General features: G+C 64.2%; 18 protein-coding genes. 1 reads left to right on the top strand and 17 read right to left on the bottom strand.

Annotated elements, in window-relative coordinates:
* Positions 1-667: 667 nt before the first annotated feature.
* From R0140_RS08410 to nifL, 4 genes are all read right to left on the bottom strand, one after another.
* The gene (locus R0140_RS08410) at positions 668-1,183 is read right to left on the bottom strand and encodes a nitrogen fixation protein NifQ (RefSeq protein ID WP_064160550.1); all 516 of its coding nucleotides are present in this window, start codon (positions 1,181-1,183) and stop codon (positions 668-670) included.
* Positions 1,183-2,589, bottom strand: a complete 1,407-nt coding sequence (gene nifB, locus R0140_RS08415) for a nitrogenase cofactor biosynthesis protein NifB (RefSeq protein ID WP_080923688.1) — start codon at positions 2,587-2,589, stop codon at positions 1,183-1,185. The genes R0140_RS08410 and nifB overlap by 1 nt, the downstream gene beginning before the upstream one ends.
* Positions 2,590-2,753: 164 nt before the next feature.
* Entirely contained in the window at positions 2,754-4,328 is a 1,575-nt protein-coding gene (gene nifA / locus R0140_RS08420; RefSeq protein ID WP_008804120.1) for a nif-specific transcriptional activator NifA, read from the bottom strand.
* On the bottom strand, positions 4,325-5,809 hold the full coding sequence (nifL, locus tag R0140_RS08425; RefSeq protein ID WP_008804121.1) for a nitrogen fixation negative regulator NifL: 1,485 nt from the start codon (positions 5,807-5,809) through the stop codon (positions 4,325-4,327). Before nifL ends, nifA begins: the two co-directional genes overlap by 4 nt.
* Positions 5,810-6,128: 319 nt before the next feature.
* Here nifL and R0140_RS08430 point away from each other — a divergent pair, with 319 nt between their 5' ends.
* On the top strand, positions 6,129-6,659 hold the full coding sequence (locus tag R0140_RS08430; protein WP_008804122.1) for a flavodoxin: 531 nt from the start codon (positions 6,129-6,131) through the stop codon (positions 6,657-6,659).
* 22 nt (positions 6,660-6,681) lie between these two features.
* Here the strand turns inward: R0140_RS08430 and nifM are convergent, their stop codons facing one another.
* The 13 genes from nifM to nifD all read right to left on the bottom strand — a co-directional run bounded on the left by nifM (position 6,682) and on the right by nifD (position 19,397).
* Positions 6,682-7,482, bottom strand: a complete 801-nt coding sequence (gene nifM / locus R0140_RS08435) for a nitrogen fixation protein NifM (RefSeq protein ID WP_032735994.1) — start codon at positions 7,480-7,482, stop codon at positions 6,682-6,684.
* Positions 7,482-7,925: a nitrogen fixation protein NifZ gene (locus tag R0140_RS08440; protein WP_012541106.1), complete on the bottom strand. Its 444-nt coding sequence runs from the start codon at positions 7,923-7,925 to the stop codon at positions 7,482-7,484. Before R0140_RS08440 ends, nifM begins: the two co-directional genes overlap by 1 nt.
* On the bottom strand, positions 7,922-8,179 hold the full coding sequence (locus R0140_RS08445) for a nitrogenase-stabilizing/protective protein NifW (RefSeq protein ID WP_008804125.1): 258 nt from the start codon (positions 8,177-8,179) through the stop codon (positions 7,922-7,924). The genes R0140_RS08440 and R0140_RS08445 overlap by 4 nt, the downstream gene beginning before the upstream one ends.
* Positions 8,180-8,181: 2 nt before the next feature.
* Complete coding sequence (gene nifV / locus R0140_RS08450) at positions 8,182-9,324, bottom strand: homocitrate synthase (protein ID WP_032733504.1); 1,143 nt, start codon at positions 9,322-9,324, stop codon at positions 8,182-8,184.
* A gap of 15 nt (positions 9,325-9,339) precedes the next feature.
* Complete coding sequence (gene nifS / locus R0140_RS08455) at positions 9,340-10,542, bottom strand: cysteine desulfurase NifS (protein WP_032740071.1); 1,203 nt, start codon at positions 10,540-10,542, stop codon at positions 9,340-9,342.
* Between the two features lie 15 nt (positions 10,543-10,557).
* Entirely contained in the window at positions 10,558-11,397 is an 840-nt protein-coding gene (gene nifU / locus R0140_RS08460; protein WP_008804128.1) for a Fe-S cluster assembly protein NifU, read from the bottom strand.
* Between the two features lie 194 nt (positions 11,398-11,591).
* Positions 11,592-12,062: a NifB/NifX family molybdenum-iron cluster-binding protein gene (locus R0140_RS08465; RefSeq protein WP_008804129.1), complete on the bottom strand. Its 471-nt coding sequence runs from the start codon at positions 12,060-12,062 to the stop codon at positions 11,592-11,594.
* A complete protein-coding gene (gene nifN / locus R0140_RS08470; RefSeq protein WP_032740069.1) occupies positions 12,049-13,434 on the bottom strand; it encodes a nitrogenase iron-molybdenum cofactor biosynthesis protein NifN in 1,386 nt (461 codons plus the stop codon). Before nifN ends, R0140_RS08465 begins: the two co-directional genes overlap by 14 nt.
* A gap of 9 nt (positions 13,435-13,443) precedes the next feature.
* A complete protein-coding gene (nifE, locus tag R0140_RS08475) occupies positions 13,444-14,817 on the bottom strand; it encodes a nitrogenase iron-molybdenum cofactor biosynthesis protein NifE (protein ID WP_060619957.1) in 1,374 nt (457 codons plus the stop codon).
* A 582-nt stretch (positions 14,818-15,399) separates the two neighbouring features.
* A complete protein-coding gene (locus tag R0140_RS08480; RefSeq protein WP_012967614.1) occupies positions 15,400-16,062 on the bottom strand; it encodes a NifB/NifX family molybdenum-iron cluster-binding protein in 663 nt (220 codons plus the stop codon).
* A gap of 10 nt (positions 16,063-16,072) precedes the next feature.
* A complete protein-coding gene (nifT, locus tag R0140_RS08485) occupies positions 16,073-16,291 on the bottom strand; it encodes a putative nitrogen fixation protein NifT (protein WP_004203557.1) in 219 nt (72 codons plus the stop codon).
* Between the two features lie 39 nt (positions 16,292-16,330).
* Positions 16,331-17,893, bottom strand: a complete 1,563-nt coding sequence (nifK, locus tag R0140_RS08490) for a nitrogenase molybdenum-iron protein subunit beta (RefSeq protein ID WP_008804133.1) — start codon at positions 17,891-17,893, stop codon at positions 16,331-16,333.
* Positions 17,894-17,948: 55 nt separating this feature from the next.
* Positions 17,949-19,397: a nitrogenase molybdenum-iron protein alpha chain gene (gene nifD / locus R0140_RS08495; RefSeq protein ID WP_012541112.1), complete on the bottom strand. Its 1,449-nt coding sequence runs from the start codon at positions 19,395-19,397 to the stop codon at positions 17,949-17,951.
* Positions 19,398-19,399 lie beyond the last annotated feature (2 nt).

The following is a 19,399-nucleotide window of genomic DNA, read 5'->3' on the forward strand; positions in this document are numbered from 1 at the left end:
AGGCCGGGTCAGGCGCAGCCGCCACCCGGCAATATGTTGGCCACGGAAACGACGGCCGGACGGTTCCCTTTCCCTCCGGGAGAGGGTTAGGGTGAGGGGAAGTACCATCGTGCGATCCTTTATGTTATTAGTGGCTTCAGCGCACATTGCGCTCCCGGTTAGTCTTCTGCGTGATGTCTCTCATGGCGCTGGGAGCGCACAGGGGGCGGCCAGCCGCCGCCGCCCCCTGTACCCCCGGGCTCCGGCCAGCAAAATCGCCACTGCGTGGTACCTTCGACTTATCCCTGCAGGCTTCGGGTCGGGCCGAGGCAGCGTCCCTGCAAAACACGGCCCTCAGCCCGCATCCATGCGGGCTGCCCCGGCCTGCCGGGAACGTCTCAGCGATTTTGAGGCCGCCAGCACCGGCAGTTTCAGCGGCCCCTGATCCAGTGGTGATTTGGGGTTGTAGGCCGGGTCAGGCGCAGCCGCCACCCGGCAACATGCTGGGCACGGAGCCTGATATATTGCCCGGCGGCGCGGCGCTTGCCGGGCCTACGGTGATGGTTAACCTTGTGATATATAAATGGCTTTGTAGGCCGGGTAAGCGAAGCGCCACCCGGCAGAAACCCGCGTAAAGGGGTTAAATGCGTGTGTGGTTGGGTCAGCCGCAGGGGGAGCTGCGGCTTGTTTATTGCGGCGGCGGTTCGAAGCAGAGGCTGCGCTCCAGGCATTCGTCGCAGCTCGGCGATCGGCAGACAATCTCCCCCTGCGATTGCAGGCAGCGCTGGCGGTAAAAGAACTTTTTCCAGCGCATATGGTGGACGTTCTGCACCACCAGCAGTGGAAAGCAGTCGCTCATCAGCCGGCCCAGTTCCGCCCGCGAATCGAGTCCCAGATCCTCCCACAGATGGTTAAACGCCAGCGCTACCTCGGCGACGATCTGCGCCATCGGTTCGGCCCCCGGCGCCATCCACTCCGTCAGCCACTGCCCCAGCTGCCGACGCTCTTCGTCGCGGGTAGCATTCAGCTCGGTCATCAGCCGACGGCGGCTCAGCGTCGCGCTGTCCAGCGGCGTCGCCACCTCGCCCAGCCGCTGCTGCAGCGACCGCCATGCCGCGGGAGTCAGCCCCATCCGCAGCGGAAAGCAGCCTTTTCCGGCGTGATACAATCGCCACAGGCGGGTCAACCAGTCGACCGGCGCCATCAGGCGACCCCCTGACGCAGACGCGATGCCGCCAGGCTCTGGCGCCGCCGCTGCCACCAGGCAGGCAGCACCTCGGCGACCGAACGCCACGCGCCGTCCACCTGCGGCTCAATGCCCTGCAATTCCAGCTGCTGCCATGGCGTATGGCCGATACGCACGCAGAACACCGCTTTTACGTCGGCGAGCAGCGCCAGCAGCGCCGCCAGTCTGGCCTCGTTCTCCTGTGGCTCACACTCCTCTTCGCCGCGGCAATATTTCGGTGTAAAGCGCTCGCCCACCAGCACCATACCGGCGGCCGACAGGCTGTAGATCGAGAAGCGGTCGGCATGGCCAAAATGACAGTCAATGACCTCGCCGTGGCGGGAGGCCACGGCCACCAGACAGGCGTCATCCGCGTCCGACTCCCCCTGCGTGGCGAGGCTGGCATGAAGTTCTGCGCGCTGGTGGAGGATGGGCAGCCAGTCGGGGAGGCTGTCCGGGTCCGGCAGCCGGGTGAACTGCTGGCTGCGATCTTCGCCCAGCATGCCGATGGCGTCGGCACGGCACTGATGGCAGTGGGTCATCTGCGGCATCACCTCCCCGCACTGGCTGCGGATCGCGGCGAGCATCCCGGCGTCCGGCTCCGGCTGGCCGTTGAGACCAAAGACCGTGCCGTGCTCCGGTCTGGCAATCAGCGGCATAATATTGTGAATAAACGCGCCGCTTTCCCGCAAACGACGGCCGACCTCGGCCATGCCGCCGTCGTTGATCCCCGGGATCAGCACCGAGTTTATCTTGACCAGCACCCCCGCGGCGGTCAGCCTGCGGACCCCTTCAAGCTGGCGGGCAATCAGGATCTCCCCGGCTTCCTGGCCGCGGTAGCGTTCGCCGTCGAGCCACAGCCAGGCATAGATTTGCCCGGCGATATCGGCATCCAGGGTATTGATGGTCACCGTGACGTGATCCACGCCGACCTCCAGCAGGCGTTCGACCGCGTCGGGCAGCATCAGCCCATTGGTCGACAGGCATAATTTGAGATCCGGAAGCTGGTCGCGGACCAGCTCCAGGGTGCGGAAGGTGCGGGTCATATTGGCCAGCGGATCGCCGGGCCCGGCTATGCCGACCACCGACAGCTGCGGGATGGCCTGGGCCACCTGGCGCACTTTCAACACCGCCTGCTCGGGGGTCAGCAGCGTCGATGACACCCCGGGACGGGACTCATTGCTGCAGTCGAATTTACGGTTGCAGTAGTTGCACTGCAGATTGCAGGCCGGGGCGACCGGAAGATGCATCCGGGCGAAACGGTGGTGCCCGCTGCGGGAGTAGCAGGGGTGCGCGGCGACCTTGTCGGCCACCCGCGGCGCTAACGCGCTGGCGTCCGCCGACTGACAGGCGTTACCGCCGGAAAAAGAAGAGCAGGAAGTCATGGTCGTACCTTCATGGTTGGGCGATACCTTCCTGCTGCAAACGACGTACCAGAGACGAATTTTTTATCTGGCTGAAAAATAAAGCATTATCCCGCATCCCTGCGGCACAACATTGTCGCGTTCCTGCCGCACTGACGACAATGTCCTGAACCTGACACCGCGGCCTACAGACGCGGCAGGGTGATATCCATGATCTGGATCCGGTAAGCGACCTGGCGCGGCGTCATCCCCAGTAGCCGTGCCGCCTTGGCCTGCACCCAGCCGGCTTTTTCCAGCGCGGCGATCAGTCGCTGACGTTCGTCCAGGCTGTTGTCCAGCCAGCTGTCTTCCGCTGGCCCGCTGGCAGGCAGGGCTTTGGCGGGACGATCCTGGTGAGTGAAGAGGATCACGTCGCGATCGATCAGGCCACTCTCCGACATCACCGCCGATCGTTCGAGGCAGTTCTCCAGTTCGCGAACGTTACCCGGCCAGCTGTACTCCATCAGCAGGCGGATCGCGCCCTCGCTGATCCGCAGCGTGCGCCCCTGATGCTGGCCGATTTTGCGCACCAGGAAGTGCGCCAGCTCGGCGATGTCCTCCTGACGCTCGCGCAGCGGGGGCAGGGCGATGGGCATCACGTTCAGACGATAATAGAGATCCTCGCGGAAATGGCCCAGCCGGACCTCCTCCTCCAGGTGACGGTTGGTGGCGGCGATGATGCGGACATTCACCCGCAGGGTCTCATCGCCGCCGACCCGCTCCATCTCCCCCTCCTGGAGGATACGCAGCAGCTTGGCCTGGAACGAGGCGCTGCTTTCACCAATCTCATCGAGGAACAGGGTGCCGCCATCCGCCAGCTCAAAACGTCCTTTACGCTGACGCACCGCCCCGGTAAAGGCGCCTTTCTCATGGCCGAACAGTTCGCTTTCCAGCAGGGTGTCCGGCAGCGCCGCGCAGTTAAATTTGACGAAGGCGGCGCCAGCCCGTGGCGAATGGTGATGGATGGCGTTGGCGATCAGCTCTTTCCCGGTGCCGCTTTCGCCGCGCACCAGCACGGTGGTGTCCCAGCGCGAAACCTGACGGATCACCTCCACGATCTGGCGCATCGCCGGGCTCTTGCCGACCATATTGTCAAGGCCCACGCCGCGGGACGACGAGCAGGCCGGCGGCCGTTCCACCTTCGGCGGCTGGCGGCTCGACAGGGCGGGTGAGGCCGGAAGGATCATCAGCCGGATGGTCTGGGCGACGAGGTTGGCGACGGTTTCGAGAAAACGGGTGCAGGCCGGCAGCCGCTCTTCCTGGCGCGCCATCGGCTGGGCTGCCAGCACCCCTATTGGCCGGGCGTTGGGCCCCATCAACGGTACGGCGATAAACGGCAGATCGTAATCGTAGAGGCTCAGGCGGTCGAGAAAACGCTGATCGTCGGCGACCCGGGGCAGCACCAGCGACTGCCCCTGGGCCAGCACGGTCCCCACCAGTCCCTCGCCGGGGCGATAGCGGATCTGTGTGCTGCCGGGGAGGGGCTGCTGGCCGGTTTGCTGCAGCGCTTCGATACTGAGGATCTCCTGCTCGCTGTCGTACAGGCAGATCATCCCGTGCTGCATAAAGGCATCGTTGTGCAATACGCTGAGCACCTCCTGCAACGTTTTGCTGGCCTCGGTGGCCCGGCTCAGCACCACGCTTATCCGCTGCATGGCGGTGAACTGCTGAGAGAGGTCGAAGCGTCTGACGGTGGTGTCCGGGTCGGATTCAGGGATCATGCTTCACCTCCGGTCAGGGTGTTAAACAGCGGGAAACGCAGGGTCAGGCAGGTGCCGCCCTGCGGTCGGGAAGCCAGCTCAATGGCCCCGCGATGATGCGCCACCAGGGTCTGGATCAGCCGCAGCTCCATGCCTTTGCCCGGCGAGTTCAGCGCGTCGGGGGAGTGGGCGTAGCGCACCTGCAGCAGCGGTACGTTATCAGTCAGGTACAGCGACAGCCAGCCGTCGTTCTCCTCGGCATAGAGCTGCATCGCCAGCGGCACGGAGGGGAGTTCGGCGGCGAGGGCCAGGGTGCGGTCGAGCCACAGGCTTAAGCACGCCAGCAGCGGGGTGCGCTGGCCAAAGCCGATCAGATGCGGTGAGGCCATGTCGACCTGCAGCCCGTCGGGATCGAAGCGGGTACGGTAGAGGGCGCACAGATCGTCGAAAAAGGGCTGCAGCGGCCAGACGGCGGGGTTTTCGAGTTCCAGCGATGGGCGACAGCGCTGGAGCCGCGCCATCGCCTCTTCCCCTTCACGCCAGGCGGCCTCCAGCGCCACATTCCCGCTTCCCTCGCCGTTCAGCCGACGGGCTGCCGCCAGCATATTAATCGGGCAGTTCAGCTGGATCAGCGCGGCGTCCAGCGACTCGCGGATCGCCGCCAGCAGCTTGCCGGCGGTCATTTGCTGCTTCAGCCGGTCAAGGCGTCCTTGCTCCTGCTGCTGACGCTGCTGGGTACAGTCGGCGATCACCACCAGGGTCCGCGCCAGCGCGCTGTCGATAAAGTAGCGGCTGGCCTCTTCACTGACGCCGGGCAACGGCCAGCAGGTTACCGACAGCCAGCGCGCGGCCCCGCGCAGCGCTACCGGCAGGATCGCCTCCACGCCGGGCGTCATCCGGCCAGGGGAGACCTGCAGCTCGGTGAGCAGCTCCCGGCCGCCGCAGTCAGCGCAGAAGGTTTTGTAGGCGAGGTTGTCCATCACCACCCGATCCTGCTCGTCCACCACCACCACGGCGGCGGGGATATTATTCAGCACCGCCTCCATCAGGGTCATATGGTTGCGCAGCCGCTGCTCGAGGGTGTAGCTGACGCTGATATCCCGCTGCATCGCCAGATAATGCTCCAGTTCCCCTTGCGGGCTAAGCACCGGGGTGATGTCAATCTCCACCAGGTACAGGCCGCCGTCCCGACGCTGATTAATCAGCTGGCCGCGCCAGGGCTGACGCTGGAGCAGGGTATGCCACATCTCCTGATAGATCTCGCGCGGCGTCTGGCTGCTGGCCAGCAGGCGCGGGTTCTGGTTTAACAATTGCGCCAGCGAATAGCCGGTCTGGCGGCAAAACGCCGGGTTGGCGTAAATGATCCTGGCGCTGGCATCGGTGAGGGAGATGGCCACCGAGGCCTGTTCCACCATGGTAAAAAACAGCCCCGGATGTTGTTGAATCAGCGCGCCGGCGATGGCCTCCGGCGCGGCGTTATCGAGCATCATATTCAGGGTCATCGCAAACTCCTGTGTCGCAGTTATGACAAATTGTCCGACACCGTGCGCAAAACGCGGCGGGGTAAGCCGAACACGGATAACCATGCAAAGTGTGCGCCCTTATCGGAACGACCACGCGAAACATTGATCCGACAGGGGGAAAATTCACGGATTTTTACCTTTCGCCCCGCCGGGTGCGCCTTTGGCGCGCGGCATTGTGAGGCGAAGCGATCCTGATGGGGCAGGGATGGGCCGTCGCGGTGCAGGGCAACCTGGCACAGCCTTCGCAATACCTCTGTCGTCATTCCTTTTTTCAACACCATTCCGACAGGAGCGTACTATGGCGAACATTGGCATTTTCTTTGGTACCGATACCGGTAAAACCCGCAAGATCGCGAAAATGATCCACAAGCAGCTGGGGGAGGCCGCCGCCGCCCCGGTCAATATTAACCGCGCCACGCTGGCGGACCTGCTGGCCTACCCGGCCCTGCTGTTGGGGACGCCGACGCTGGGCGACGGCCAGCTGCCGGGCCTCGAGGCCGGGGGCGAGAGCGAGTCGTGGGCCGAGTTTATCCGCAACCTCGGCGACGTTAGCCTGCAGGGGAAAACGGTGGCGCTGTTTGGCCTCGGCGATCAGCGTGGCTATCCGGATAACTTCGCCAGCGGGCTGCGGCCGCTGTACGACGCCCTGCGTGCCCGCGGGGCGACGATGATCGGCAGCTGGCCGAACGAGGGGTATGAGTTCAGCGCCTCATCGGCGCTGGAGGGGGATCGCTTTGTCGGACTGGTGCTGGACCAGGATAACCAGTTCGACGAGACCGACGCGCGGCTGGCGACCTGGCTTGAGGAGATTAAACCGCATCTGCTGTAGGCGATGGCGGGTAGCCTGTCGGCTACCCGCACAGCCCCGGCTGGCGCGCTAGCATCTCGGCCAGCCACTGGCGCTGGTGGCGGCGCTGGCTCTGTTGACTGAGGTAATCGCGGGCGCTTTCCAGCGCCTGCTCAGGCGTCATCGGCGCGGCAGGGCGAATGGCCTCACACCAGACCAGATGCCAGCCGAGCTCGCTGGCCACCGGCGCGCTCAGCGCATTTTCCGCCAGCGCAAACAGCGCCTCCTCCAGCTGCGGATAGAGCAGCCCCCGGCCGATCCAGCCCAGCAGTCCGCCGTCCAGCGCGCTCGGGCAGTGGGAGTGTCGCTGGGCCAGCGGCGCAAACGCCTCGCGGGAGGCTTCGATTTGCCCATGAAGCTCCCGTATACGCGAGTAAACCGCCTGGTCGTCGCCATCGACGGTGAGCAGCAGATGGCGGGTCAGGCGCTGTTCCGGGCGCATAAACTGCGCCTGATGCCGCAGATACCAGGCCTGCACCGTGGCGGGATCCGGCCGCGGCGCCTGGCTGGCAATCCCGGCGAAGGCGGTTTCCAGCCGGGCGTGGTGCAGGACGATCGCCGCCCGCTCCGCTGGCGTAAATCCTCCCTCATCCAGCCAGGCGCCCAGCGAAGTGGCGAGGCCCTCCTGCAGCGCGGCGGGGATCGCCTCCGGCGCAATCTGGGCGACAATAACCTGCTCCATCTGGGCCTGGCGCTGCCAGGCCGCCTCGAAGGCCTGCCGGTCGACCGCGGCGATGGCCGCCGGCTCGCAGTTCCAGCGGCTCTGCGCCAGCCGCTGCCGGCCAAATCGTTGCCAGGGCTCCATTATTCTTCCTCCTCTGCCAGCGCCAGCGCGCTTACCGGGACCTGGAACCAGCGGCCGCCGAAGTCGACGATATAGCCGTCGCCATGCTCGCCCCGGTCGGTGGCTTCGATGCGCCCCAACTGACCTACGCTGACCACCATCTCGCCCTGCATCGCCAGCGCCGTCTGACAGATTACGCTATCGCCATACTGCAGATTGCCGGCCAGCCAGGGCCGATCGCCGGCAATCAGCTCCTGTTCGCGACAGCCGACCACCCGGTCGCAGTCCGGGAAGTGGATCTGGTAGATGATCTGGTCCTGCAAGAATACTCCCCAGTCGCGGACATAGCCGATGCTGCCCCGGCGCACCAGCAGGGCGCCGGACGGCAGGCCCGCATAGGTGCCATCGTTACGGATGGCGCGCACGACGCGGACCGCTTCGCTAAAGGTAAATCGGGGTCTCATGGCGTGTTCTCCTCGAACTGTTGCTGATAACTCTCCGCCAGCAGTCGGCGCGCCAGCAGCCAGTGCGCGCGCGGGTTATCCTCCAGCTGGTTGAGCAGAGGCACTTCCGCCTTCAGCTTGCGGTGAAAGGTGGCCAGCACCGGCAGGCTGCAGTGCGCCAGGCGCTCGGGCTGATAGGGAACGGCGAAAAACTGAAAGAACGCATCGGCGGAGCGCAGGTCGCCCACGCCGGGGATCTGATAAAACCACTCCATACTCACCCCCTGGCCTGCAGCGTTTCGGCGCCGCAGAGCGCGTGGTAGATTGCCGCCAGCTCATCATCCCGCGGGCTGCGTTTGCCGTTTTCGGCAAAGCGACGGAGCGCTGGCAGCAGCTGGTCAATTTGCGCTGATGTCAGGTGATAACCCATCCGATCGAAGACGCCGTTAACCGCCTGGCGACCGGAGTGTTTGCCCAGCACCAGCCGATAGCCGCGGCCCAGCAGGGCGGGGTCGATCGCCTGATAGCTCTCGCTGTCGCGCAGCAGCGCCGCAACGTGCACGCCGGATTCGTGGGTAAAGACCAGCTCGCCCACCAGCGGCTGCTGGGGGTCCACCGGGCGGCGGGTGGCGAGGGCCACCTGTTCGCACAGCGCCGGCAGGGCGGTGAAACGCACGCCGGTCTTGACCTCCAGGCAGCGCTCTAGTCCGAGCGCCACGGTCTCCAGCGCCGCGTTGCCCGCGCGTTCGCCCAGGCCCAGCACGGTGGTGTTCACGCTGGTGGCCCCGGCGCGCACCGCCGCCAGGGTGTTGGCGGTAGCCAGGCCCAGATCGTTATGGGCGTGCATCTCGAGTTCGCCGGGCCAGACGCGGCGCAGGGCGGCGATCTGCGCCGCGGTAGTGAACGGGTCGAGGATACCGACGGTATCGGCATAGCGCAGACGGGTGGCTCCCGCCTCCCGGGCCAGGCGGGCAATGTCCTGCAGCGTCGCGTCGCTGGCTCGCGAGGCGTCCTCACAGCCAATGCAGACCTTCAGGCCAAGGGTGTGGGCGAGGTGGATCAGGGCCGCCAGCCGCTCCAGCAGCAGCGGTAAGCCTTCGCGCAGTTTGTACTGCCGCAGCTTGTCGGAGGCGGGGATGGAGATATCCACCCAGTCCATGCCCAGGTCGGCGCTCTGGCGAATTTCTCCCGCCTGCATCCGGCACCAGGTCATCAGCGTGGCGCCCGGGAGCTGACGGCGCACCTGCCGGATGCGGGCGCACTCCTCCTCGCCCATCGCCGGGGTGCCGACCTCCATGGCCTCGATCCCCGCCGCGTACAGCGCCTCGGCGATGGCGATCTTTTCGCTGGCCTGAAAGGCCACGCCGGGACTCTGTTCACCATCGCGCAGGGTAGTGTCGTTAATCAGTACGCGTCCCATCATTGTCTCCCCGCCTTAGCCGTAGACCGGCGTGAAGGCGCCATCCTGCAGGTGCGGCTGACCCTGTCGCCAGTAGGGCGACAGGGCGCGCAGCCGGTCGATAACCGACGGCAGGGTGGCGATGACGTAGTCGATCTCTTTTTCCCGGGTATAGCGTGAGAGGGAGAAGCGGATGGTGCCGTGGGCCGCAGTGTAGGGGATATTCATTGCCCGCATGACGTGCGACGGCTCCAGCGAGCCGGAGGTGCAGGCGCTGCCGCTGGAGGCGGCGATCCCGGCCTGATTCATCAGCAGCAGGATTGCCTCACCCTCGATACACTCGAAGGCCAGATTGAGGGTGCCGGGCACCCGCGGCTGGCTGCCGCCCATCACCGTCACCGCCGGGATAGTGGCCTGGAGATGCTGTTCAAGACGATCGCGCAGCTGGCTAATCTGCGCCATGCCCGGCAAATGAACCTGCGCCAGCTCGCTGGCGGCGCCCATCCCGACAATGCCGCTGATATTTTCTGTACCGGCCCGCCGGCCATGCGCCTGGTGGCCGCCGCGCAGCAGCGGGCGAAAACGCGTTCCCCGCCGCAGCCAGAGGCAGCCCACCCCTTTGGGACCGTGGAATTTATGCGCCGAGCAGGAGAGCATATCGATCCGCGTCTGGCTGAGCGCCATCGGGATTTTGCCCACCACCTGCACCGCGTCGCAGTGAAACAGCGCGCCCTGCTCATGAGCCAGCTCCGCCAGTTCGGGCACCGGGAACATGACGCCGGTTTCGTTATTGGCCCACATGATGCTGACCAGCGCCACGCGCGGGCTAAGCGCCGCCCGAAATTGCGCCATATCCAGGGCGCCCTGCTGATCCACGGCGATACGGTGGATCAGGTATCCCTGGCGCTCCAGCTGCTCACACACCGCCAGAGTGGCGGGATGTTCGACCGCGCTGGTGATGATCTCGCGCCGCTCCGGCATCAGGGCCACCGCCGAGGCGATGGCGGTGGTGGTGGCCTCGGTGGCGCAGGAGGTAAAGATGATCTCGCTGGGGTAGTCGGCCCCGAGCAGGACGGCCACCTGCTGGTGCGCCCGTTCAAGGGCCGCCTGCGCCGGCAGACCAAAATCGTGTATCGATGAAGGGTTGCCGTAAAAGTCGGTTAAAAAGGGCATCATCGCGTCGAGAACCATCGGGTCGAGACGGGTGGTGGCGTTGTTATCGAGATAAACAGGTTTCATCGTATCCCCCTTGGGTTAGTTAACCGCGGCCGGGGCCGCCACCACGTCCATGTAAGTTCCGGTACGCTCCATCAGCTTTTGCTGCAGCCAGGCGAGGGTCATGTCGGTCATCATGCAGCCGCTGCAGCTGCCGGAGAGGCTGACGGTCACCTGACGCGGGGTGACGTTGAGCAACGTCATGTCGCCGCCGTCGGCCTGAATGTGCGGGCGCAGTTCGTTGATGGTATCGACCACGCTTTGCCAGTGCGCATCGTGGGCCGTCTCCGCTGGCAGGGGCGCTGGCGGCTGTTGGGCGAGGATCGCCGCCAGCGCCAGCTCAATTTTTTCATGGCAGGCCGTGCAGCCGCCGCCGGCTTTGGTGTAGTTGATCACTTCTTCGAGGGTGGTCAGGCCGTTGTTCACCACGGCCCGGCGAATATGCCCTTCGTCGACGCCGAAGCATTTACAGATCAGCTTGCCCTCCTCATGCTCCTCCTCAAGGCTTTCGCCGCGAAAATGGGCGATGGCCGCACGCAGCGCTTCCTGGCCCATCACCGAGCAGTGCATTTTTTCCGGCGGCAGACCGTCGAGGTAGTCGGCGATCTGCTGGTTGGTGATCTGCCCGGCTTCGGTCAGGGTGTGGCCGATAATCAGCTCCGTCAGCGCGGAAGAGGAGGCGATGGCGCTGCCGCAGCCGAAGGTCTGGAAGCCCGCCTCCTCGATGATCTCGGTCTGCGGATCAACCCGCAGCATCAGGCGCAGCGCATCGCCGCAGCTTAATGAACCCACATCGCCCACCGCGTTGGCGTTGTCGACCACGCGCGCGTTGCGGGGATGAAAAAAATGGTCTTTCACTTTCTCGGAGTAGTTCCACATGCTGTCAGCTCCAGGGATGATGACGAAAACGCCGGGGCGCGGTACACCGCAGACTGGCGGTGGTACTGACCCCCAAGCAATTGCGATACCAACGCATAAAAACCTTATTTGTTAATGACCTGGCGGGTTAAGCGCCCCCGACAGGGCCGACACTGTTGTGGCGTTTTGTGGGCTTTGTCACATAAACGACAGGATCAGGGGAGCGGGTCGGGCTCCTCCCGCCACGCCGGCTCCTCCAGCAGGCGGTTAAAGCGCTGCGGATCGCGTTGCCGCGCGCTGCGGCGCTGCGCTTTTTCATACCAGGAGAGTTGGATCTCCTGCAGCAAGCCGAGGATGGTGGTCTGGTCTGGGACGCGTTCGGCGCGGACGCCCACCTGCAGCAGCTGGCGAAAAACCGCCTCGCCAATCGCCACGCAGAACAGGGTGACGCAATCCTCAAGGGCGTGGATGCGCTCGGCTATCTTCTCGGTCTGGTGACCGCTGGCGACCGGGAACTCCACCACCCGCAGCAGGGTGACCCGGTCGGCTTTGACGCCGTAGACCACCAGCCGCGGCGTGGCGCCGAAATGCTGATCGACGTGGCGGTAATCGGAGCTGGCGAAGGCGACTTTCATCGACCACTCGTCGGCGTGGACCATATCAAACTGACGGTTAATGGGCGGCATAAGCGTCTCCTGAAGCCGGCTGGGGAGCGGCGCCCTGGCGAAGCGGCGAGCGGTAGAGGGCGGTGTGGTGATGGCGGTCGCGCAGCAGATTGGCCAGCTCAAACAGCGTATCTCGCATGCCGGCGTACCCCTGGCGGACCCGACGAAACTCACCGAGCCGGTCGAAGAGGGGAAAACCGACGCGGATCAGCGGCAGGGCAAACTGCTCCGCCAGATCGCGGGCGTGAGAGTTAGCCACCAGCAGATCGGCGGGTTGGTGGCTCAGCAGCTGCTGCAGATCCTCAAGATCCCCCGGCACGACTTGCTCGACCGGCAGCTGGCGCAGGCTGGGGTGGCTGGTGGGGGCGACCAGCGGGCCGGGCTGCATCCCCTGGCTGCGGGCGAAATCACACCACGCCGCCAGCAGGTCGCCCTCCGCCGCCATCGCCATGCGCTGGCCCTGAAGCCACATATGGCAGTCGATCATCGCATCCTGCAGCTGGCCGCGCTGGCGCTCAATCCAGGCCGGTACGCGGCGTCCGGACATCTTCGCCAGCTGATGGATAAAGGCATCGCAATGGTCGAGGGTCATCAGATGCGGCAGGGCGATCACGTCGCCGCGGCTGCGTTGGGTCAGGAGCGATGCCGCCCGCTGGAGCGACACGCCAATGGCGAAGCTGCCCAGACTCTGGCCCATCTGGGCAATCTGGCGCAGCGAGGCGCCGCCCTGGGTCAGGGGCGTAAAATCCCCTTCACCGAGGTGGCCATCCATTGACTGCGAGAGGTCCGGCAGGATCACCGGCTGCAGGCCAAAGGCCTCCACGCAGCGGCCCAGCCATTCGATATCCCCTGGCGAACAGAGGTGGCTGACCAGCAGGTTGACCCGCCGGGGCCGCTGCCCCGGACGCGGCGTCGGCGCGACCCACTGCTCGATCACGCTCTCGATCACCGCGCTGTAGCCGTTTTCCATAGAGCCAAAAAAATCCGGGGTATTGACGGTGAGGATCGCCACGCCGTTATGGCGCGGATGCGCCTCGCGAAACTGGCGCACCACCCGGGCGATATCGCTGCCCTGCGCTTCCGCCAGACCGGTGCTGAGCAGCACGATGGCCTGCGGGCTGTGGCGCTGGCAGAGGGTGTCGAGCGCGGTGAAGATATTGCCGTCGGCCCCCATGATCGTGGCGGTCGGATCCATGGCCGTCGACTGCAGCGGCACCGGGTCATGGAAATGCTGAATAAAGAAAACTTTGGCGAAGGCGCTGCAGCCCTGGGCGCCGTGGACCAGCGGGATGGCCTGGGCCAGCCCAAGGCTGGCGAGGATTGCCCCGAGCGGTTGCCCGGTTTTAATCGGGCTCACCGCCAGCGGTTTTTCACTGCGGATAATATCTGCCATGGTGTTCTCCTAGCGCCACGGGGCGCGGGTATGCGTTTGCGGCCAGACGGGGCTGGCGAGGGTCAGACAGAGCTGGCGGGCGAGGGTGATGATGCCCTGATAGCCGGCGTAGGCGTGCTCGCGCTCCTGATTGATATCGAGAAACGGCAGCCGGGCTTTCCAGGCGGTGTACATATTGCGTCCGCCGGCGATCATCAGGTCGGCCTGATAGCGGTACACCACGTCGAGCAGGGTGCGGGCATTGCCCTCCTCAAGCATCACCGCCTCGTCGCCCATCAGCTCACGGATCCGCTGTTTGTCCTCCTCGGTGGATTTCCGCGTGCCGGTGGCCACCACGGTCATGCCGAGATCCTGCAGGGCCGAGACCACCGACCAGGATTTCACGCCGCCGGTGTAGAGCAACACTTTGCGCCCACGGAGCTGCTCGCGCCACGGCGCCAGCTCCTGCTCCACCGCCTGCTCTTCGCGGGCGATTAGCGCGTCGGTGCGGCGGCGCAGGTCGTCATCCCCCAGCAGCGCCGCCAGCTGGCGCAAGGCGTCGGAGGTGGCGCGGATCCCGTAGAAGCTGCCTTCAAACCACGGCGTGCCGTAGCGCAGCTCCAGCCCCCGGGCGACGTTGATCAGCGCGCGCGAGCACACCAGCATATTGGCCTGCGCCCGGTGCAGGGTTTGGATCTCGGCAAAGCGGCCGTCGCCGGAGAGGCTGCCGAGGACGCGGATCCCCAGCTCGTCGAGCAGCGGCTGGACCTGCCAGAACTCGCCGGCGATATTGAATTCGCCAATCAGGCCGATATCGTGGCGCTGGGCCGGGGCAAAGGGCGTGTTGTCTGGCCACGGGGCCGGTTCGCGCTGGCCAATCACCTGCCTGAGCATCACGTCGCCCGCCATTCGGTTGCCAAGATTTTTACTGCCGTAGAAACCGGCGGCGTCAATGGCGATGACCGGGACGCCGGTGGCGGTCTGTGCGGCCTGGCAGACGGCCTCCAGGTCATCCCCCTCCATCGCCGGTACGCAGGTGTTGTAGATAAAGACCGCCGCCGGATGATAGCGGTCGACGATGTGACGGACGGCGTGGAACAGGCGGCGCTCGCCGCGGCCCATAATCACATCCTGTTCGTTAAGATCGGTGGTAAAGCCGAGCCGGTTGAGGGCCGGGCCGGCGCTGACGCTGCCGCGGTTATCCCACGAGCTGCCCGCGCAGCCGATGGGGCCGTGCACCAGGTGCGCGACGTCGGCGATGGGCAGGAGCGTTATCTGCGCGCCGTCGAAGGCGCAACCGCCGGCGGTAGCGCCGGGCTTAGGGGCGCTGCAGCCGGATTTTTGCTTCTGGTTGTGCTCGCAGGCGGGTTCGTCCAGCAGCGCCAGAATTTCCTTTCCCTTCATAGTGACCTCGTTGACGGTGGGAGACCGGAGAGGTGATGCAATTCGCGCTCCAGGGAGAGGGAGGTTGATTTTTAAGGGAAAAGGGTTGTGGGTTTTGCGACAAAGGCAACAATCAAACAGGGGGAAGGCATGATTTATCGCGCTGATAACTGGATTTACCGCGACAGTATTGCCGCATATTGGCGAATGACGGGAAGGGTCGATAAGGTGGAATATTCCGTTCACCGACCTTCCTCACTATTTCATTGCGCCCTCTGCGGGTGAACGGCATGGGGGGCGTTTCGCCCGCCCCCCATGACCCCCAGCATGGCGCTGAAAATTGCCGCTGCGCGGTCCGCTCCACTCCGGCTTCATCTGGCGGAACGGGCGGACTCGACATCCTTGTCTCGACCGCCCTCTGGCCGCCGTCCTGGCGGCCAGTCCTGGATGCGCGCCTGCGTTCTCGCCAATTTTCCTGATGCGCCCAACCCCCGGCTGTTACTTTTGTCCCTGTCCTGCGGCGCTTGCCTTGCTGAAAGAATGTTCCCTGCGGGGGCAAAAAAAGGCCCGCGGGGTCGGCGGGCAACAAGCAAAACGCAACGATTAAAAAACACGTTCCTCCAGAGGGTTATCCCGGTTGAGGCGCTTCGCCAGCCACGGCGGCAGCCGACCGGCCAACATCGCGCTTACCGCGTCGCACTGAGCCTGAATCGTCGTGCCCGGCGGCGCTTTCATCGGATGGATCTGATGGCGGATCAACCTCGCGGCGGCAGGCCCGCCAATCTCCTGACAAAACAGCAGATGGCAATCCTCCAGCAGCCTGGCGCGCATCTCGCTGGCGTCCGACGCCGCAGAAGAAGACGCATAGCGGCGCAGATCCGCCAGCCAGCCGCCCTGGTCATCGAAGGCATAGATAAAAAACAGCCGGTTCTGGCCAAAATGACCATTGATGGCCAGGCCATCCTGCGAGCAAAATGCGACCCGCAGCTGCGGCGTTCGCTGAGGGGGGCGGGCGATGCGCAAATGGCCGGGCAGCACCCCCTGCAGGCAGGCGATGACCCGCGCCCAGCGGGCCGGGGACATCACCGCCGTCGCCGAAGGAAAGCTGGCGGCCAGCTGAGGCTGCGTCAGGGTGGTTAACCGTGCCGGGGTCAACGTTTCGCCGCACTCCTGCGCCAGCCAGTCGACGACTTGCACCGGCTGCAGCTCCGGCAGCGTCTGGAACAGCGCCAGCAGACGCCAGAAAAGGGTATCGTTGTCGGACATTTCCAGCTCCTTATAGCAGCGTGCTGCGGGTGGCGCGCAGGCTTATCGGGAAGACGGGTCGCCCCGGCTGCGGATTGACGTAGTAGCGACGTCCCCCTTCGAGGGCAATCGCGCCGCCCCAGCGGTCCGTCTCGTCATGTTCGACCTGGAGCACCCGGGCCTCCAGATCCTGTTTGGCGATATAGGCATACAGCGCCTCGCCGCGCTCACGGAAAATCACGATGGGCATACTCCCTCCTGGCCCCGCCTGCGGCGGGGCGCCTGATGGTTAACGAACGAGGTCGAAGCTGTAATCGGTTTTGCCCAACTGGCTGGTGTCGTGGTCCAGTTTTTCCAGCACGGCGTTCACCAGCGTCGTGACGATGTTCATTGCGCCTTCATAGCCCCAGGTGGTCTGGCGGTGCAGATGATGGCGGTCGAACAGCGGAAAGCCCAGACGGATCAGCGGCACTTCGAAGGCTTTGCCCTTTGCCAGGGTATCGCGCTGGATAAACTTGCCGTAGGAGTTACCGATCATAAAGTCCGGCTGACGGGTGAACATCAGCGACCGGAAGTGCCACAGGTCGCAGTTGATGAACACTTCGCTTTCCTGACCGTACGGCGAGGCATCGAGCATTTTCTTCATCGCTTTTTGCCAGCGTTTATTGGCGTTATGACTGAGGATCACCGTCGGCTCGCAGCCCAGCTCCAGCAGGAAGCGCGTCAGCCCCATCACGAAATCCGGATCGCCGTAGAGGCCGAATTTTTTGCCATGCAGCCAGGTGTGGGAATCCAGCATCATGTCGACCAGCCGGCCGCGCTCCAGGGTCAGAGCGTCGGCGATCGGTTTGCCGGTCAGCTGACTGACGGTCATTAGCAGGGCGTCGGTGGCGGCCAGGCCCAGCGGAACGGCCACCTCGGTGGCGGGCTGGTTCCACATCTCCTGAACCACCTTTTTGCTTTTCACCAGCTGCCACGGCTGCAGCAGCAGGGTGTCAATGGCGTCCGGCGCGGTTTTGATCTCCTGCTGGCTGGTGCCGCCGGCGTACATCCGGTAATGGCCGTCGGCGGGGGTGTCGAGCACCTCTGATGGGTCGGAGAGCAGGCTGCACGGGACATCCATCTGCGCCATCATCCGCTTCAGCACGCGGAAGTTGCCGAGATAGGTCTCAAATCCGGTCACCAGATTGAGCTTTTGCTGTTTGCCCGGCTGCCCGGCGTAGTCAGCGGTAAAGGTCTTCGCGAACCCTTCGAACATATTGTCCCAGCCGGTGACATGGCTGCCGATAAAGCTGGGGGTATGGGCGTAAGGAATGGCGATGCTGTCGTCAACAAATCCCTCTTTTTTGGCGTTGGCGATAAACGCCTGCAGATCGTCGCCGATCACCTCGGCCATGCAGGTGGTGGAGACGGCGATAATCTCGGGTTTATACAGCGCGCTGGCATTCTGCAGGCCCAGATTCATGTTGTTGTTGCCGCCGAACACCGCCGCGTCCTCGGTCATGGAGTCGGAGACGCAGGCGACCGGCTCTTTAAAATGGCGGTTAAAGTAGGTGCGAAAATAGGCGACGCAGCCCTGGGAGCCGTGCACGTAGGGCAGGGTGCCGGCGAACCCCAGCGCGCAGAGTACGGCGCCGAGCGGCTGGCAGGCTTTGGCCGGGTCGACGGTCAGCGCCTCGCGCTGGAAGTTCAGCGCTTCATACTCGGCGGTGGTGGTCCAGGCAAAAACCTCCTGCACACGCTGCGCGTCGTGCGCCTCTTCAAGGGTCTTTTTATTCTGGAACAGGGTCTGGTATTCATCCTGTTCAAACAGCGGATAACAGCTGTGAATTTTATCGATCGTTTGGCTCATGGTGTTCTCCTCCCGCGCCACAAATCGGTGGACTGACGGGACAGTGAAGGGGCAATCACGCAGACTTCAGCCACGGGGCAGTCAGTTCGTTCCACGCCGGATTGTTCAGGGTCATATCCATATCGCGGGCAAAGATGGCGAAGCCGTCATAGCCGTGATAGGGGCCGGAATAGTCCCAGGAGTGCATCTGGCGGAACGGCACCCCCATTTTCTGGAAGATATATTTCTCTTTGATCCCGGAGCCGATGAGGTCAGGTTTCAGCGCTTTGACGAAGGCCTCCAGCTCATAGCTGCTGGCATCGTCAAACAGCAGGGTGCCCTCTTTCAGGTCCGGCAGGGTGCGGTCGTAATCATCGTTATGGGCAAACTCGTAGCCGGCGGCGATGATCTCCATCCCGAGATCCTCATAGGCGCCGATGACGTGGCGCGGTCGCAGCCCCCCCATGTACAGCAGCACTTTGCGCCCCTCCAGCCGCGGGCGATATTTGGCGATGATGGCCGCCATCTGCCCCTCATATTTGGCGATCACCGCTTCCGCATTGGCGCGAATGGTGTCATCAAATTGATCGGCGATCTTGCGCAGCGATTCGGCGATTTTGGTCGGGCCGAAGAAGTTATATTCCATCCATGGGATCTGATGTTTCTCCTCCATATGGCGGGCGATATAGTTCATCGAACGGTAGCAGTGGACGAGGTTAAGCTTAACGAATGGGGTGTTCTCCATCTCCACCAGGGTGCCGTCGCCGGACCACTGCGCCACTACGCGCAGCCCCATCTCTTCCAGCAGAATGCGCGAGGCCCAGGCGTCGCCGCCGATGTTGTAATCGCCAATGATGGCAACATCGTACGGGGTACTGGCAAACGGCTGCCCTTCGCGATTGTTCAGCACCCAGTCGCGCACCACGTCGTTGGCGATATGGTGGCCCAGCGATTGCGATACGCCGCGAAAGCCTTCGCAGCGCACCGGGATCACCGGTTTATCCAGCGCCTTGCTGCTGGCGTTGGCTACGGCGCTGATGTCATCGCCGATCAGGCCCACCGGGCACTCCGACTGGATGGTGATCCCTTTGGTCAGCGGGAACAGCAGCTCCATCTCTTCGATCAGTTTGGTCAGCTTTTTATCGCCGCCGAAAACAATATCGCGCTCCTGAAAATCAGAGGTGAAGTTCAGGGTGCCGAAGCTGTCGACACCGCTGACGCCGGTATAGTAGTTGCGCCGTCCGGCGCGCGAATACTGGCCGCAGCCGATGGGGCCGTGCGAGATATGGGCCATGTCTTTGATTGGCCCAAACACCACCCCTTTCGAGCCCGCATAGGCGCAGCCGCGCACGGTCATCACCCCGGGCTGCGATTTACGGTTCGAGATAATGCACTTGCCGACGCTCTCCATCTGCGGATCGCTGATCATCATGTGCTTTCTGCGCTCTTTGCGCGCGGTTTCGGGAAACACCTCCAGGACTTCCTGGATGAGCGCAAGGTTACGTTCGCCTGTTGCGTTGGTCATGG

This window comes from Klebsiella sp. w6, assembly GCF_033100215.1.
Classification (GTDB): Bacteria; Pseudomonadota; Gammaproteobacteria; order Enterobacterales; family Enterobacteriaceae; genus Klebsiella; species Klebsiella variicola.

What these genes read in the sequence shown, in the direction of transcription:
- R0140_RS08410 (WP_064160550.1), bottom strand. Translation starts at nt 1,183, where the DNA reads ATGGCGCCGGTCGACTGGTTGACCCGCCTGTGGCGATTGTATCACGCC.
- nifU (WP_008804128.1), bottom strand. Translation starts at nt 11,397, where the DNA reads ATGTGGAACTACTCCGAGAAAGTGAAAGACCATTTTTTTCATCCCCGC.
- nifM (WP_032735994.1), bottom strand. Translation starts at nt 7,482, where the DNA reads ATGGAGCCCTGGCAACGATTTGGCCGGCAGCGGCTGGCGCAGAGCCGC.
- nifD (WP_012541112.1), bottom strand. Translation starts at nt 19,397, where the DNA reads ATGACCAACGCAACAGGCGAACGTAACCTTGCGCTCATCCAGGAAGTC.
- nifA (WP_008804120.1), bottom strand. Translation starts at nt 4,328, where the DNA reads ATGATCCCTGAATCCGACCCGGACACCACCGTCAGACGCTTCGACCTC.
- nifV (WP_032733504.1), bottom strand. Translation starts at nt 9,324, where the DNA reads ATGGGACGCGTACTGATTAACGACACTACCCTGCGCGATGGTGAACAG.
- nifL (WP_008804121.1), bottom strand. Translation starts at nt 5,809, where the DNA reads ATGACCCTGAATATGATGCTCGATAACGCCGCGCCGGAGGCCATCGCC.
- nifT (WP_004203557.1), bottom strand. Translation starts at nt 16,291, where the DNA reads ATGCCCATCGTGATTTTCCGTGAGCGCGGCGAGGCGCTGTATGCCTAT.
- nifE (WP_060619957.1), bottom strand. Translation starts at nt 14,817, where the DNA reads ATGAAGGGAAAGGAAATTCTGGCGCTGCTGGACGAACCCGCCTGCGAG.
- nifB (WP_080923688.1), bottom strand. Translation starts at nt 2,589, where the DNA reads ATGACTTCCTGCTCTTCTTTTTCCGGCGGTAACGCCTGTCAGTCGGCG.
- R0140_RS08440 (WP_012541106.1), bottom strand. Translation starts at nt 7,925, where the DNA reads ATGAGACCCCGATTTACCTTTAGCGAAGCGGTCCGCGTCGTGCGCGCC.
- R0140_RS08465 (WP_008804129.1), bottom strand. Translation starts at nt 12,062, where the DNA reads ATGCCGCCCATTAACCGTCAGTTTGATATGGTCCACGCCGACGAGTGG.
- R0140_RS08445 (WP_008804125.1), bottom strand. Translation starts at nt 8,179, where the DNA reads ATGGAGTGGTTTTATCAGATCCCCGGCGTGGGCGACCTGCGCTCCGCC.
- R0140_RS08430 (WP_008804122.1), top strand. Translation starts at nt 6,129, where the DNA reads ATGGCGAACATTGGCATTTTCTTTGGTACCGATACCGGTAAAACCCGC.
- nifS (WP_032740071.1), bottom strand. Translation starts at nt 10,542, where the DNA reads ATGAAACCTGTTTATCTCGATAACAACGCCACCACCCGTCTCGACCCG.
- R0140_RS08480 (WP_012967614.1), bottom strand. Translation starts at nt 16,062, where the DNA reads ATGTCCGACAACGATACCCTTTTCTGGCGTCTGCTGGCGCTGTTCCAG.
- nifK (WP_008804133.1), bottom strand. Translation starts at nt 17,893, where the DNA reads ATGAGCCAAACGATCGATAAAATTCACAGCTGTTATCCGCTGTTTGAA.
- nifN (WP_032740069.1), bottom strand. Translation starts at nt 13,434, where the DNA reads ATGGCAGATATTATCCGCAGTGAAAAACCGCTGGCGGTGAGCCCGATT.